Genomic DNA, 14,245 nt, shown 5'->3' on the forward strand with positions numbered 1-14,245 from the left:
GTCCCCAGCCAAAAAGGCTGGGGACCACCCCGGATAAGTGAGTGGAGCTTCCGCTGCCTACCAGCGGTACCAGCGGCCACGACGGCCACCGGCCCCGGCAGAACGCATGATGAAACCGAGCAGCCACACAGCCAGCACGATCACAGCCACGATCCACAGAGCCTTCAGCGCAAAACCGGCACCGAAGAGAACCACAGCGAGCAAAAGCACGAGAAGCAGGGGGACCATATTTATCAACCTCCAGAGCTTCATGTGCCCTGCCGATCCCGCATCATGCACCCGAATTGATGGGTTGCGAATTCACGCAACGACGGGGAACTCGCGGGAGCACAACGGGCTACACGTGCCCCGGCCCCTGTGACGCGTCAGGCGGGCAGGGACGCGAGCCAGTCCGTCAGGTGCTGGTTGATCTCGGCAGGGCGCTCCTGCTGGATCCAGTGGCCGCAGCCGTCGATGATGTGAGAAGACGTCAGCCTGGGCAGCGTGGTGGGGTACGCCTTGATCGCATCGGCCATCCAGGTCGTGGAGGCGTCCAGGCCACCGCCGATGAACAGGGACGGCTGGGTGATGGGGGCGCCATCGAAGTCGGCGAGGTCCTCCCAGTCCCGGTCCATGTTCCGGTAGCGGCGCAGCGCCCCGCTCATGCCGGTCCTCTCGAACTCGCCGGCGTAGAAATCGAGGTCGCTCTCGCCGAGCCAGGCGGGCCGGGGCCCGTTGGGGAAGCGGTCGCGCAGCGTCCCGCCGCGGGCGACGAAGTGTGGGTCGGATGCGTCGGCGCCAGGCATGGTTTCGCCGTCCAGGGCAGCGTAGAAGCCTGCGAGCCAGCCGCGTACGTCGGGCTCGATCTCCGCTTCGGCACGTCCTGGTTCCTGGAAGTAGGAGACGTAGAACTCCTCGTCGCCGCCCATTTGCGCAAAAATCTCACTGGGCCTCGGCCCACTGCGCGGGGCGTACGGAACGCTCAGGAGCCCCACCGCGCGGAAGACATCCGGCCTGACCAGGGCCGAGTTGGCGGCGATGGTCGCCCCCCAGTCGTGGCCGACGATCACCGCGGACTCTTCGCCCAGGGCGTGCACTACTGCGACGTTGTCCTCCACGAGCTCCAGCATTCGGTACGCGTCGGTGCCGGCGGGTTTGGAGGAACGACCGTAGCCACGGACGTCGATGGCCACGGCGCGGTACCCCGCTGCCGCGAGGACGGGCAGCTGGCGGCGCCAGGAGTACCAGGATTCGGGAAAGCCGTGCACGAGCAGCACCAGTGGCCCGGAGCCCTGCTCCACCGAGTGGATACGGCCTGTCGGCGTGGGAATCAACCGGTGAGTGGTGTCTGTGGCCTGCTGCGACATGAGTTCTCCGATGCTCTCGATGCGCCGTGTGCCATGTACCGAGGCCCGGCGCCATGTGCCATGTGCCATTTTGCGGTGCCATGTACCCGAGGCTGGCTCTCTGATCATGCAAGGGATGACTGGGCGCGGCGAGCTTTGTTGCTGCTTCGGCAAAACGGCACTGGGCGCCATCTCTCGTGACGCGGTTCGTGACGCGGTTACGGCACCAGGCCCGCGATCACGGTGTGTGGCAACGAGGTGTTGGCAGCCGCGGCTTCCACCACTCGACGGTCGGTGTCGGCAAGCAGTTCCACGATGGTCGACGCCGGAAGCGCTGGATGACCGGCTGCCAGGGGCCTCGCCTGATCGTCTGCCAGGCACGCCAGCAGCGCCGCGGGCGTCGCGCGGCGATGCCGGGCAATCTCGCGGAACGCCTTCTGCACCGGGGGTATGTGCCGGGTCAGGTCCTCCAGCAGGGCGGGAGTCGCGTCGGGGTTGGTCGCTGCCTTGGCGACGACCCGGACTCCATGCCGGTCGACCATGGCGCGCAACCGGGCGTCCGACAGGCCCGGGTGCGGAGCGATGGACTTCACCACTTTCGCGTCGGGGTCGTCGGCCAGCGTGTCGCGGATCCCGGGTGGCAGATCTCGTCGCTGGGCGAGCAGCATGCGCGCGGACGGGTTCGGCGAGTGGGCCAGTTCCTGGACTTCGGCTGGAGTGGCGGCGGTGATCCGCGGCAGCAGGGCGGCGCCGATTCTGGTGGCGCGGGCCAGGTGGGTCAGCACATCGAGCGGGACGTGCGGGTTGTGTGCCAGGCTGCGCCGCACCTCGTGGTCACTGTCGTCGGCCAGCGTACGGATCACGGCGTCGTCGATCGCGGGATTCCTGGCAACGTCGGCCCTGACACCGGGGCAGGCATCCGCGGCGAGCCGTCGGCACACCTCCAGGGGCAGGTCGGCTCGCGCGGCGAGTGCCCAGCGCAGCAGCATCGACGGATGGTAGGCGAAACCGATGACTGCTTCGGTGGGCGTGGCCGGGTTCCGCAGTGCGGCCTCGTGGATGTCGTGCAGGGTGGACTCGTGGGAGCCGTCGCAGGAGGCGCCCGGCATCAGGTCGCAGTCGAGCCGCGGGCACTCGGGACCGTGTACGTACGGCGTCTCCTCCCGGTCGCAGACCAGGCATCGCTGCGCGGGAGGCAGACCCTTGCCTGTGATCAGCGCCGCCAGCACGGACGGGGGCGCCGCCTCGTTGAGCGCCACGGAGCGGCGTACCTCTGCGTGCTGATGCTCCGCGAGCCGGGCGGACATGTGCGGCGTGGTCCACGACGCGAGTTCCGCGACGACTCGTACGTCTGCGTCCGCGGCGAGAGTCTCCACCACGTCGGCAGGGAGGTCCGGGCAGGCCGCCAGCTTCTCCCTGTGCTCATGAGCCGGGGCCGCCGCGAGCAGCCGCGCCCATTCCGGGCCGCCGGCACCGGCACCGGCATCGAGCAGGGCGAGGGCGGCGAGCGGCTGTGCGACGGGATCGATGTCGGCGGCGGTCAGGTGGCCCTCGTACGCAAGGTGCACAGCACTCTCCGTGACGCGCGAGGCCAACGCGACAGCCTGCGCGTGGCTGAGGTCCGCACGGTAGGCGAGAACGTGGCCCACCTCGTCATCCGCGACCGCGATCAGACGGTCGACCAGTTCGGACGGCAGGGCTTCATTGGCGGCGAGCCCGCACAGGACGTGATTCACAGAGGGCATACTGCCCGGGTCCCGGCCGACCGGCTCGTGAATTTCCGGTTCACGTGATGCGAGGGGGGTGAGCGCCATCAATTCAGACGTCATTGGCGCGGCTCGAATTCCGGTGTGCTCGCGGCGGACCGAGTTCGACGCGGGCGTGCGAATGTGCACGGGCGAGTCCTTCTCGCCGTTCAGAATAGGCGTATCCACCGAGCGAGTGTCCGACGACCAGGGCCGGTCCGCGGTCGAGCGACGCCATAGCCCGTAACTCCTCTCGGAGCGACGTGAGTTGCAGGCTCAGCTGCCCCGCACTGAATCGCGTTCCGCGGACGAGGGCGAGGGCGAGGGCGAGGGCGATAGATGATGCGTCACCTGTCGGCGTTCAGCGGGACGGTGTCACCATGCCCGCCTCGTAGGCGAGGATGACGAGATGGACCCGGTCGCGGGCGTCGAGTTTGGACAGCAGGCGTGCCACGTGGGCCTTTGCCGTGGACACGCTGATGCAGAGCCGGGCGGAGATCTCGCTGTTGGACAGACCGCGGCCGATAAGCGTCAGCACCTCGCGCTCCCGATCCGTGATGCCCTCGACCGTACGCGGCCGGGGAGCGGGTTCGGGTCGTGCGGCGAACTCCTCGATCAGACGGCGGGTGACACTCGGAGCGATCAGGGCGTCTCCGGCGGCGACCACACGGACCGCGGCGAGGATGTCGTCCAGGTCCATGTTCTTGACGAGGAATCCGCTCGCACCGGAGCGCAGGGCCGCGTACACGTAGTCGTCGTCGAACGTGGTGAGGATCAGGACTCGTGCCGGTGTGATGTCGGCCGCGATCGTCCTGGTGGCCTCGATGCCGTCCATGCCGGGCATACGGATGTCCATCAGCACCACGTCGGGGCGTGTGTCCCGGACGAGTTGGACTGCTTCGGCGCCTGTCGCGGCCTCTCCGACGACGCGGATGTCGTCGGTGTCGGACATGAGCACGCGCAGCCCGGAACGTACCAGCGGCTGATCGTCTGCGAGCACGACACGGATCGTCACGGCAGGTGGGCTCCTTCGGGCAGGGGAAGCCGCGCCGCCACACGGAAGCCGCCTTCGGGTCGCGGCTCGGCGGTGAACTGACCGCGCAGCAGGGTGACTCGCTCACGCATCCCGACAATGCCAAAGCCGGTGGCGCCGACGGCGCCCGCCGCGAGGCCGCCGGGCCCGTCGTCCGAGACCTCGACGGACAGCTCACCGCGCCGGTAGTCGACGGTGACGTGGCAGTCGGTGGTGCCGGAGTGACGTACGACGTTGGTGAGCGATTCCTGGATGATGCGGTAGGCGGCGAGTTCGATGTCGGCGGGCAGCGTGCGCCGTTCTCCGCGCCACCGCAGGTCGACTCGGATGCCGGTGCTCCTCGCCGACTCGGTCAGGCGCTCGATGCTGTCCGCGTCCAGGCCGGGCGTCGGCTCGCGCGGTGCGGAACCCGGCGCGAGGTCGGATGCGGAGCCCGGTGCGGAACCCGGCGCGGAGCCCGAATCCGCGCGGCGCAGCGCGCCCAGCGTTCGCCCCAGACCGGCCAGCGTCTCCTTGCTGGTGGCCTCGATGGCGGCGAGCGCGTTGCGCGCCTCGTCCGGCTGCGTATCGATGACGCGCCTGCCCACTCCGGCCTGGATGGCGATGACGCCGACGCTGTGCGCGATCATGTCGTGCAGCTCACGTGCGATCCGGAGCCGTTCCGCGGTGACGGCCTGGGTGGTGGCCTGCGCGGTGGCCTGGGCGTGCAGCACCTCTGTGTGCTGCCGGCGCTCGCGGGCCGAGTCACCGGCCGTCCATGCGGCAGCGAGTGCGAAGCCGAGGAATGCCAGGGTCTCCACGTGCGGGCCCGTCCCCGCCCGGAGGTGGAGCGCGAACACCGCTTGGGCGCCCATTGCCATGGCGGCGGCGCTGAGCGAGATCCTGCGCGGGCGTGTGGCCGCGATGTAGGCGACTGCGAGGTCGCCGATCAGCACCTGGAGCAGGCCGAGCTCGGTCATGCTCCTCGCCGCAGCCCCGGCCAGACCACCGGCCAGCAGCACCGCCAGGGCGGGCAGCGGTCTGTGCCGCAGCCGAGTCGCGGTGTACGCCGTGAGTACGGTCACCAGGAGGAGCATGGGGGCGGAGAAGCCTTGCCGACTGTCACGCATGGTTGCGTACAGAATCCAGGGGTACGCAATGGCTCCGCACCAGGTCAGAACCACGCCCGCAACGCGCAGTGCACCCGTCGGTAGCGGTGGACGTGGCGTTGCGGGCATGGCCTGATCGTAGATGCCGGCGTCCTGGCGGGCCATTGGCCCGTGGGCGTACGCCTACGGGATACCGCAATGCCGGGCTCACAACGGCACGATCGGGTATACCGCGAGCCACGACGGCACCTGGCATGTGTCCTGGCTCGACGAAGTTATTCGTTCGCGTGGTGGCTGACCTGCGTGGGTTGGCTTGGCTTCCGTCTCGCGCGGACCCCACTCGGCTCCATGAGCGTCCAATCGCGAGGAAGGTGGACGGCCAGCATGGCCTTGACCTCATCGGGCGGGAAGTCTGGCCAGCTGCGCTCTACTTCATGTCGGCGGTTCAACCGACGGTCCAGGAAGCGTTGGGTGCGGATCAGACCATCCGCGGCCTCGGCAAAGCCCAGTTGGCCGTCGGCCATGGCCTCTGCGTATTCGTCAAGGTCGCCCGAAGTCTGCCGTCCCGCAGGACGGTCACCGGCTGTCCCAGGCGTGCCATCGAGTCAGTCACGGCGCCCAGCCTGCCATGGGCCATCGCTGCCATCGCATGGTCGGCTGGCTGACCACCACGCGACCATGTTCGTTGAGACAGGACACGGACCGCCGCTCGCTACGCTCGGCTCATGCTGCATGCCGACACCGACGCTGCCCCGTTCCACATCCCGGCCGAGTTCGTCCGGTACGCCGTGGCACTGGAGCCGGAGGAACTCGGCTGGGGGTACGCGACCGGCTGGCTGAGCGCCGAGGATGCCCTCCGCCTCGCCTTTCTGCGCAGGTGCGACCTGAGAGAGCACGCCGGGGCATTCGCCCGGTTCGAGGCGCTGGAACCGGGCGCCCCGGCGCTCGACGTGCTGTGCCGTCAGCTCGCCGACGGTCAGGACGGCGCTCACCGGATCTGGGATCATCTGGCGCTGAGCTGGTCCTGTTCCCACCCCGGCGAGGAGCGCTCCCCGCTGCTCGCCGGGGCGGGAGCAGACGAGGATTCCGACCTTGAGGACGCCGAGCACGTCGCGTACGACTCCGCCCATCACGACATGCTCCTGCTGGCCGCCGGGCGGGACGAGTTCCTCCTCGGGCGCGCCGCCTCCGGGCAGGGCATGAACTGGCTGAACAGTTCGGCGCTGTTGGGGACCGACCGGCCGGAGGAGGTCGACGCGGCCTTCGACCGGGGGGAGGATCTGGTCGGCGTGGCCGTGATCGGTCTCGCCCTCAACCATCCCGAGGCGCACGCGATCCTGCCCAGGGTCGCCCAGGCACTGGAGTCGGCGGACGCCGAGCTGCGTCGCCAGGGCCGCGTCGCACTCGCCCATGTCGCCCGCCTGCACCGCACCGTGGATCGCCGCTGCTTGGAACTCCTGCGCTCCCAGCCCCGGGGCAACGAGGCCGACGACGACCTGTGGTCCTACGTACCGCACCGTCGGCTGCCGATCTGGCTGTGGCGTCACCATCTCACCGAACGGCTGATCTGGCAGCTGCGCGACCGGTGGCGCGGCTGAGAGGCGAGGCCCAACAGAGGACCAGGACCAGCACCTGCACCCGCACCGGAAAATGGGAGGCCGGGACGCCGACCGCTGTGCGAGGCTGGCGGGCTGTCAGCTCATCCCTCTCCGTACTCCACTCCTACCACCTCGCCATGGGAGCCTCAGTGACACCGCCCCGCCTGGACCCGTTGTTGGAGCAGTTCGACTTCGCCTGCGAGCGCCTGACCGGCCGCCTGAGCGGACCGGTGATGGACAGCGGCGACGGTTCGGAAACCAAGGTCGGCCCCATGACTGACGAGGAGTACTTCTGGGAGCCGGTGCCGGACTGCTGGTCCGTACGGAGACGCACGGACGGTCCGGGGCCGCGCGCCACGCTCCTGGCCGGCGCCGGCGAGTGGGGGCGCGACGCCGCGTCGTACCCGCACCCCTGGCCGCCGCCCTTCACCACCCTCGCGTGGCGCTTGAGTCACCTCAGCGAGATGCTGACGCTCCGCGCGGAGCACACAGCCGGCGGCCACGCCCTCACCCGGACCGACTACCGCATCAGCGGGGATGTTACGGAGGCACTCGCCGCCTTCGCTGCCGGTGCCGCGGCCTGGCGGGAGGCTCTGCTGAGCGTCGAGGACGACGCCACGCTCGACACCGTCGGGTACTGCACCTACCCCCATGGCAGTGACGCGGAGGAACCGTTCATCGACATCGTGTGGTGGGTCAACCAGGAAGTCCTGCACCACGGGGCCGAGATCGCCCTGATTCGCGATCTCTACCGTGCACGCGGGCTCTGACCCGGAAACGACGGCACGCGAACAACGGCCCGGCATCGCTGTCGGGCCGTCGGCCGGAGATCATACGTATGTGACCCACATTGAGCGTGCTCCGTTCAGCCGGCCTGAAGCCCCCCTCGATCCGAACGCGTTGCTCGCGCTGGCCGATGGCCATCACGCCCGCACCGTGCGCCCGCTGCCCAGCTGCGAGATCGCCGGGCACCGGGTGAAGCCCTACGTGATCGAGGCGCCCGGGCGAGATGTGACGGACGAGGACGTGAAGGCCGCGCTGCGGCTCACGGCCGACCAGCTGGCCTCCGCCTACCTGCGGGGCTCGCTGGGTCTCGCCGTACTGGTCCTGCACGCCGGTGCAGACGGTGACTACGTCCTGGTGCACACGTGGATCGAGGGCTACATGTCCGATCTCGCGATCTTCACCGGTCCGGCCGGGGACGTCAGCCAGCTCCGCCCGGGTCGAACGGTACTTGCCCCATGCGTGTGGGAAGCCGCCGTACTGGCCCATGAGAGGGACGCCTTCAGCAACCACGTACTGGACGGTGAAGGCACACCTCGCACGCGGATCGAGGCATGGTGCGGCGACGTGCTGGAAGGCGAGGTCCGCTGATGAGCAACGCTGCCGTGCGGGTGCGCCACGCGCGCGTTGCCGACCTCCCCGACGTTGCGCGGCTGGCGGCCGAGCACGCCCGGTTCGAGCAGGCCGCACCGCCGCCCGCCGACTTGGCGCTGCGCCTGGAGTCGCTGCTCTTCGGCAACACGCCCCCGCGCCTGCGCTGCTTCGTCGCGGAAGTCGCGGAAGTGGCGGAAGCGGCAGAGGTGGCAGACGTGGCAGAGGTGGCGGAACTGCATGACGCCGAGATCATCGGCTACGCCTCCTGCGCACCCGAGCTGTCCACTTGGGACGGCGCGGAGTACCTCCACATGGACTGCCTGTTCCTGCGGGACGGCCACCGCGGTCTGGGGGTCGGCCGGATGCTGATGGAAGCGGTGCGAGCCGAGGCGCGCCTGCTGGGGCTCGGTCAGATCCAGTGGCAGACCCCACCGTGGAACGAGGACGCGATCAGGTTCTACGAGCGGCTGGGCGCCGAGGCGAAGGAGAAGCGGCGCTTCTTCCTGCCCGCCGACTGAGGTCGCTGCGCGGACGTCGGACAGAGCAAGCCGAGTCCGAGAGTCCACTTCGCGGCCCGAGCGAGCTCCAGAAAATTTCTGGAGTTCCGCAGGAGCCGAGCAGAGACTACGTGGATGAGCTCCGACGTCTCCTGGTCGCCGCAGATACGGGCCCTTCGTCATGTCGCCACGCTGGCTGCGGGCCCTCCCGTGGACCCGGAGCTGCGGGTGACTCTCAACTTCCACCCGGACCGTCTGCTGCACGGCAAGCCGATTCTGCGCGCTCTGGCCGAGGACGGCGTCTACCGCTCGCAGTTCGTCACGGGCACCAGCAACGGTGGGCTGACCGCTCACCCCGGTGGTGACCGGTGGCTCTGGGAGAGCCGGATGTTCCATGGGGTGTACGACAATGCTCCCGCTCAAGACCGGCCTGTCTACGGGGCGTTGAACTTCCGCCGCAAGCCGATCGGTGCGGCGCCTCGGTTCGGCTCGGCCCATTTCCGGCTGACCGCCCGGACCATCGCGCGGACCACGTTCTGTTATCCCGACAGTTGCGTCGAGCCCTCGGATTTCGGTGTCGCGTCTCGTATGGGGCTCATCGACGTGGCCCTGGCCGATGACCGGGACGACCTCGACGACTACATCGAGGCGCAGGTGCACGGACCGGTCCGGCTGGACACCGACGTGGAGGCGCTGGTTCTGGACCCCTGCTACCGGGGTACGGATGTCGAGGCTGCGGCCCTGCGCCTCGGCTGCCCCGTGGAGTGGCACCCCGGTCTGCGTCTCGGCGTCGAGGAACTGCGTCTTCATCCCGGCTACCGGGGCCAGGAGTACGTGGATCTGGGCACCCGGATCGCCGTGGACGGCGTACTCGATCCTCGCATCGTCGGGGCTGCCGCACGAACCGGCCGCCATGACCCGCAAGCGGTCAAGAAGGTGTGGCACTGCCTGGCCCGGTTCGGGGTTCCGCCAGAATTCTCCCCTCGGCCTACAACCAAGCCCGCTGCTCATGTGTCTTGATCGTCGGCGGTGACACTCCCGCCGTAAACGATCAAGCTGAAGGAACGCATGAACCGACCCAGAGGTACGACGGTCGCCACGGCCTGCGCCGTCGTTCTCGCCACTGCGGGCGGCCTGCTGACCGCGGCCCATCCCGCATCCGCTGCTGTGACCTGCGCTTCGCCGGTCTTCAAGCGGACGTTCTACGCGAACACCACCTTCTCCGGTACGCCCAAGGGCACGGACTGCGACTCCGTGATCGACCAGAACTGGGGCACCGGAGCTCCCGGTTACAAGGGCATGCCCGCCAACTACTTCGGCGTTCGCTGGGCCATGACCCGCGACTTCGGCTCGGGCGGGCCCTGAACTGGACCGGCGCCGCCGACGTCAAGTTCGCCTACGCTCCGCGCACTTCGGCGACGATCGACAAGGTCAAACCACTCGTCCCGGCCGGGACCACCGTCACCTACAGCTCGACGACCGCGTCCACGAAGGTCGCCTGGGCGAAGAACGTCGAGATGGACCTCGCCGGGTACCAGGTGTACCGGCGTCTCAAGGGCACCACCTACCCGGCGAAGCCGCTCGCGACGACGACAGCGGCCTCGTACACCGACACGGCAGTCCCGAAGGACGGCAGGTTCTACTACTACGAGGTCCGCGCCTTCGACAAGGCCGGCAACGTCTCCTCCGGCACCGCCGACCTCGGCGTCACCACCCTGGACCGGACCGCTCCCGCCGCCCCGAAGAGCGTCGAGGACAACTGGGCCATGGGGTACCCGACCAGCATCAGGCTCTACTGGGACAGCAATACGGAGGCCGACCTCGCCGGCTACCGGGTGTACCGCTCCACGTCCTCACAGGTCGCCCTCATCCCGGAGAACCGGCTGACCGGCGACACCTTGTCGCCCGGCGGATACAGCGGGCCCATCCCCCAGACGGGGCAGACCTATTACTACGTCGTCACCGCGGTGGACACGCACGGCAACGAGTCCCCGGCATCGGGCACGGCTGTGTACTACAGCCGCGACCTGACGGGCCCGGTGGACACAGCGCTCAACGCGCGAGCCGCGGAGAGCGAGGCGGGCGTCACGATGGCCTGGGACGCCTCCGAGCGGACCAGCGAAGACTTCGTGGGCTACTCGGTCTTCCGCTCGCGTCAGCCCCGCACCACCCCCGGGCGGACGATCGAAGAGGTCGGCAAGGGTGTGAAGGGCACCACCTTCACCGACGCGGCCCCGCCGCCCGGCGTCACGTACTACTACGCGGTGGTCGCCCTCGACCGTGAGGGGAACGGGGGCCCTGCGTCCCAGGAGCTCGCCGTCGCCGTCGTCGGCAACACGACCGCGCCCGCGGCGGTCACCGGCGTGACCGCGGTCCCGAAGGAGAACGGCGTCACGTTCTCCTGGGACGCGAGCAGCGATCCCGGTCTCGACCACTACCGCCTGCTGCGCGGAACCCTCGTCGACGGGCGGTGGACCTACACGCCGGTGCCGCACCCCTCGGACTTCCGGCCGTGGGAGATCACCGCGACGACGTTCCACGACTTCGTGCCCGCCGACGGGCAGGAGGTGCGCTACGGCGTCGTGGCTGTCGACCAGTACGGGAACCAGCTCACGCCGGACGCCGGTGCGACCGTCACCGCGGTCACCGAGCTGGACCTCCGCCCGACAACCTCGGCCGCCCCGGCCGCGTCCGGAGCCCCCCTCGCCTACCTCGGCGTGAACCAGAGCGGCTGGCTCAGCTGGGCCCGGGCCGGCGACGTGAACGAGAACGGCAGTCCGGTCGCCGGCTTCGCCGTCTACCGCTGGAACCGCCAGACCGAGGCGTTCGACCTGGTCGGAACCGAGCCCGAGGACAATTCCAGCACCGGGTTCTGGGTGGACAGCGCTCTGCCGGCCGCCACGACGGTCTACTACCGGGTTACGGTCCGCTACGCGGACGGCACCGAGTCGGGCGCGAGTCAGGCTGTCGCTGTGACTCACTGACCGCGTCCGCGCGGAAGGTGACTCCCGGGCGGCTCAGTGGGAGGCGGAGTCCGCGTCCCCCTGGTCGAGGGGCCGCAGGAAGCGACGCTCGTAGCGCCGGATGCACTGCGTCCGGCGCGCCAGCTCGAACGCGGCCTGGCACTCGGGGTCGGTGACGCTGTCCTTCCGGTACTTCTCGTACTCCGCGAAGCCGGGGAACGAGAAGAGCGCGTACGCGATGTCGCTGTCGCCCTCGCTGGGCAGGAAGTAGCCGTGGTGGATGCCGCCGAACCGGTTGACCAGGGTGACCCAACGGCGTCCGTACTCCTCGAAGTCCTCGATGCGGTCGGGGTCGATCTCGTACTTCAGGTGAATAGTGATCATGTGACGGCATGATGCCCGAAGAGTGAGGTCGTCACGCCGTACCGTGCGCTTCGGCCGCACTGGGAGCGGGTGCCTTCCCGTCGCCCGACGGCAGTAGTTCGGTGGTCACGAAGGCGACCACCGCCGCGAGGATCACGACGGGCATCATGTCGGCGCTTCCCAGCAGCAATGCCACGAGGACCACACTGCTGACCGGCAGACGAAGAGCGCCGGCAGCGGCTGCCGCCATGCCCGCCGCCATGGCCGGTACGACTCCCAGGCCGGGCAGTGGTGCGAGGAGGACCCCTGCGGCGGCTCCCAGGAAGAGCGCGGGGAAGACCGGCCCGCCGCGCAGGCTGCCCAGGCACAGGGCGTAGGCGACGCCTTTGAACAGCAGGACGGCGAGCAGCGCGCCCACACCCCAGGCGTGCGGGTCGGTGGCCAGTTCGCCCAGTAGCGCCTGACCCGACAGTGTGACTTCCGCGGGTGAGCGGTCCGTGGCCAGCGCGTAGAGGGCGGCGCAGGCGGCGGCCCCCAGAGCGCAGAGGACGGTACGCGGGAGTACGCGGGACGCGACGAACGCCGCCACCCACCAGCCCGCAGCCAGTACGCGCTGCAGGAATACGGCGAGAGCGACGGCGATGAGTACCCCCCAGAGCACGTCCGCGGCGTCCACGCGCGGGAAGGGACCGGGCAGGCCGACTCCGAGGCTGCCCGTTTCCAGCCCGGTCCAGCGTCCGAATCCGGTGAAGACCAGCGCCCCGACTCCGCTGGAGAGCAGGGCGGGCAGCATGACCGCGAAGAGCTGGGGACCGCCCACCCCCGCCACCTCGATCAGGAGCACGGCCGCGATCAGGGGGTTGCCGAAGATGGCCGCTATGGCGGCTGCGGCTCCGGCCGCGCCCAGGAGTGCCGTGCTCTGCGGGGTGGCCGGGGCCCGTGCGAGGTCGCGGAAGAGGAGAGCCAGACCGCCGCCCAGGGCGATCAGGGGTGCCTCCGGGCCCAGAACCGCCCCGAACGGCAGGCTCGCCGCAGCGGCGATCATCACGCCGGGCAGTCCTGCCGGCGAGGCACCGCCGGTGTGCAGCCCCGAGGCGGGGACGTGGCCGCCCGCGCCGGGCAGGTGGGTGGCGACCAGGCCGACGAGGATTCCGGCGACCAGGAGCAGGGGGAAGGGCCACCACCAGGGCGGGGTGTCCCAGCCCAGGTCGTGGGGAAGGTCCGCCCACAGGACGTGTTCCAGCTCGTGCAGTCCGACGAGGAACCAGAAGGCGGCCAAGGACACCGGGATGCCGAGAAGGGCCGAGAAGACGAGGACCTTGAGGTAGCCGGGTGCCCGGAGGATGTCACGCAGCCGGTCGGCCTCCTCCGGCTGCTTCCCGCCGACGGATGCTCCACTGCCGGGGCCGGGGCCGGGGCCGGGATCGTGGCCGGGACCAGGGTTCGGCTCCGTCATGACGGGTCCCCGCCCCGGGATCCGGACCGGGACCGGGACGGTGCGACGTCAGCCGTGGTCGGGCGCGCGGCGGCGGAAACCCTGTTCTTCTGCATCATCCAAAGTGACACGGGATGACGCCGCCGGCGGCGCGCGATCAGGAGCGCGGCGCGCACGCCACACGATTGGCGCTCACCCCTCGGGATGCCGTCGCGACAGGAGGCGAGGACCGCGCCACTGATGTCACGTCATGGCCCGTGCGTGAAGCGGCTGTCAGACCCGCTCGAGCGGCCGGTGCGGCTCGGCCGGGAGCTCCACCTTGATGGTGTCGCCGGGGCGGACCACTCCGCCCTCCAGCACGACGCTCATGATTCCGGCCTTCCGTACGAGGCTCCCCGCCGCGTCCCGGCCCACGACCTGCTTCAGCAGACCGTCCTGGAAGATGTCGATCTGCAGACACGGGTTACGGAGACCGGTGACTTCCAGGATCGCGTCGTCGCCGATGCACAGCCGTGTCCCGACAGGCAGCCCGAGGAGATCGAGGCCCTGGGTGGTGACGTTCTCGCCGAGCTCGCCGGGCGCGACCGAGAAGCCGGACGCGCGGAGCTCGGTGAAGAGTTCCTCGTGGATGAGGTGGACCTGGCGCAGGTTCGGCTGGGTGGGGTCCTGCGCGACGCGCGAGCGGTGCTTGACCGTCACACCCGCGTGGATGTCGCCCTCCACCCCGAGTCCGGCCAGCAGGGTGATGCTGTCCCGGTTCGGCTTGGTGAACGAGTACTCACCGTTGCTGCTGACTGCCGCCACTGCCCCGCTCATCCGCG

General features: G+C 69.7%; 14 protein-coding genes and 1 pseudogene. 6 read left to right on the plus strand and 9 right to left on the minus strand.

Features of this window, described 5'->3' with window-relative positions:
* Positions 1-57 precede the first annotated feature (57 nt).
* From ACWGO0_RS23485 to ACWGO0_RS23510, 6 genes are all read right to left on the minus strand, one after another.
* Positions 58-228: a hydrophobic protein gene (locus tag ACWGO0_RS23485; protein ID WP_453538527.1), complete on the minus strand. Its 171-nt coding sequence runs from the start codon at positions 226-228 to the stop codon at positions 58-60.
* A gap of 137 nt (positions 229-365) precedes the next feature.
* Positions 366-1,346, minus strand: a complete 981-nt coding sequence (locus ACWGO0_RS23490; protein ID WP_453538294.1) for an alpha/beta fold hydrolase — start codon at positions 1,344-1,346, stop codon at positions 366-368.
* 197 nt (positions 1,347-1,543) lie between these two features.
* A complete protein-coding gene (locus tag ACWGO0_RS23495; RefSeq protein WP_453538297.1) occupies positions 1,544-3,061 on the minus strand; it encodes a hypothetical protein in 1,518 nt (505 codons plus the stop codon).
* A 370-nt stretch (positions 3,062-3,431) separates the two neighbouring features.
* The gene (locus ACWGO0_RS23500) at positions 3,432-4,085 is read right to left on the minus strand and encodes a response regulator (protein ID WP_453538300.1); all 654 of its coding nucleotides are present in this window, start codon (positions 4,083-4,085) and stop codon (positions 3,432-3,434) included.
* Entirely contained in the window at positions 4,082-5,167 is a 1,086-nt protein-coding gene (locus ACWGO0_RS23505; RefSeq protein ID WP_453538303.1) for a sensor histidine kinase, read from the minus strand. Before ACWGO0_RS23505 ends, ACWGO0_RS23500 begins: the two co-directional genes overlap by 4 nt.
* A gap of 299 nt (positions 5,168-5,466) precedes the next feature.
* Positions 5,467-5,715 carry a hypothetical protein gene (locus ACWGO0_RS23510; RefSeq protein ID WP_453538306.1) on the minus strand — a complete coding sequence of 83 codons (249 nt, stop codon included), beginning with the start codon at positions 5,713-5,715 and terminating at the stop codon, positions 5,467-5,469.
* Positions 5,716-5,916: 201 nt separating this feature from the next.
* Here ACWGO0_RS23510 and ACWGO0_RS23515 point away from each other — a divergent pair, with 201 nt between their 5' ends.
* From ACWGO0_RS23515 to ACWGO0_RS23540, 6 genes and pseudogenes are all read left to right on the plus strand, one after another.
* Entirely contained in the window at positions 5,917-6,789 is an 873-nt protein-coding gene (locus ACWGO0_RS23515) for a hypothetical protein (protein WP_453538308.1), read from the plus strand.
* A gap of 137 nt (positions 6,790-6,926) precedes the next feature.
* Positions 6,927-7,559, plus strand: coding sequence for a DinB family protein (locus ACWGO0_RS23520; protein ID WP_453538311.1), 633 nt, complete (start codon positions 6,927-6,929; stop codon positions 7,557-7,559).
* A gap of 70 nt (positions 7,560-7,629) precedes the next feature.
* A complete protein-coding gene (locus ACWGO0_RS23525; RefSeq protein ID WP_453538314.1) occupies positions 7,630-8,163 on the plus strand; it encodes a hypothetical protein in 534 nt (177 codons plus the stop codon).
* Positions 8,163-8,684, plus strand: a complete 522-nt coding sequence (locus ACWGO0_RS23530; protein ID WP_453538317.1) for an N-acetyltransferase family protein — start codon at positions 8,163-8,165, stop codon at positions 8,682-8,684. Before ACWGO0_RS23525 ends, ACWGO0_RS23530 begins: the two co-directional genes overlap by 1 nt.
* 114 nt (positions 8,685-8,798) lie before the next feature.
* Positions 8,799-9,683, plus strand: a complete 885-nt coding sequence (locus ACWGO0_RS23535) for a DUF3626 domain-containing protein (protein WP_453538320.1) — start codon at positions 8,799-8,801, stop codon at positions 9,681-9,683.
* A gap of 48 nt (positions 9,684-9,731) precedes the next feature.
* Positions 9,732-11,647: pseudogene (locus ACWGO0_RS23540) on the plus strand (fibronectin type III domain-containing protein).
* A 33-nt stretch (positions 11,648-11,680) separates the two neighbouring features.
* Here ACWGO0_RS23540 and ACWGO0_RS23545 read toward each other — a convergent pair.
* The 3 genes from ACWGO0_RS23545 to ACWGO0_RS23555 form a co-directional block, all read right to left on the minus strand.
* Positions 11,681-12,010, minus strand: a complete 330-nt coding sequence (locus ACWGO0_RS23545; protein ID WP_453538323.1) for an NIPSNAP family protein — start codon at positions 12,008-12,010, stop codon at positions 11,681-11,683.
* 31 nt (positions 12,011-12,041) lie between these two features.
* Complete coding sequence (locus tag ACWGO0_RS23550) at positions 12,042-13,445, minus strand: chloride channel protein (protein ID WP_453538325.1); 1,404 nt, start codon at positions 13,443-13,445, stop codon at positions 12,042-12,044.
* Between the two features lie 252 nt (positions 13,446-13,697).
* Positions 13,698-14,240, minus strand: coding sequence for an MOSC domain-containing protein (locus ACWGO0_RS23555; protein ID WP_453538328.1), 543 nt, complete (start codon positions 14,238-14,240; stop codon positions 13,698-13,700).
* Between the last annotated feature and the right edge of the window lie 5 nt (positions 14,241-14,245).

Source organism: Streptomyces sp. NPDC055749 (genome assembly GCF_053617235.1).

Coding starts and splice junctions, on each gene's coding strand:
- ACWGO0_RS23490 (WP_453538294.1), bottom strand. CDS start 1,346: ATGTCGCAGCAGGCCACAGACACCACTCACCGGTTGATTCCCACGCCG.
- ACWGO0_RS23545 (WP_453538323.1), bottom strand. CDS start 12,010: ATGATCACTATTCACCTGAAGTACGAGATCGACCCCGACCGCATCGAG.
- ACWGO0_RS23535 (WP_453538320.1), top strand. CDS start 8,799: ATGAGCTCCGACGTCTCCTGGTCGCCGCAGATACGGGCCCTTCGTCAT.
- ACWGO0_RS23485 (WP_453538527.1), bottom strand. CDS start 228: ATGGTCCCCCTGCTTCTCGTGCTTTTGCTCGCTGTGGTTCTCTTCGGT.
- ACWGO0_RS23530 (WP_453538317.1), top strand. CDS start 8,163: ATGAGCAACGCTGCCGTGCGGGTGCGCCACGCGCGCGTTGCCGACCTC.
- ACWGO0_RS23510 (WP_453538306.1), bottom strand. CDS start 5,715: ATGGCCGACGGCCAACTGGGCTTTGCCGAGGCCGCGGATGGTCTGATC.
- ACWGO0_RS23515 (WP_453538308.1), top strand. CDS start 5,917: ATGCTGCATGCCGACACCGACGCTGCCCCGTTCCACATCCCGGCCGAG.
- ACWGO0_RS23555 (WP_453538328.1), bottom strand. CDS start 14,240: ATGAGCGGGGCAGTGGCGGCAGTCAGCAGCAACGGTGAGTACTCGTTC.
- ACWGO0_RS23550 (WP_453538325.1), bottom strand. CDS start 13,445: ATGACGGAGCCGAACCCTGGTCCCGGCCACGATCCCGGCCCCGGCCCC.
- ACWGO0_RS23520 (WP_453538311.1), top strand. CDS start 6,927: ATGGGAGCCTCAGTGACACCGCCCCGCCTGGACCCGTTGTTGGAGCAG.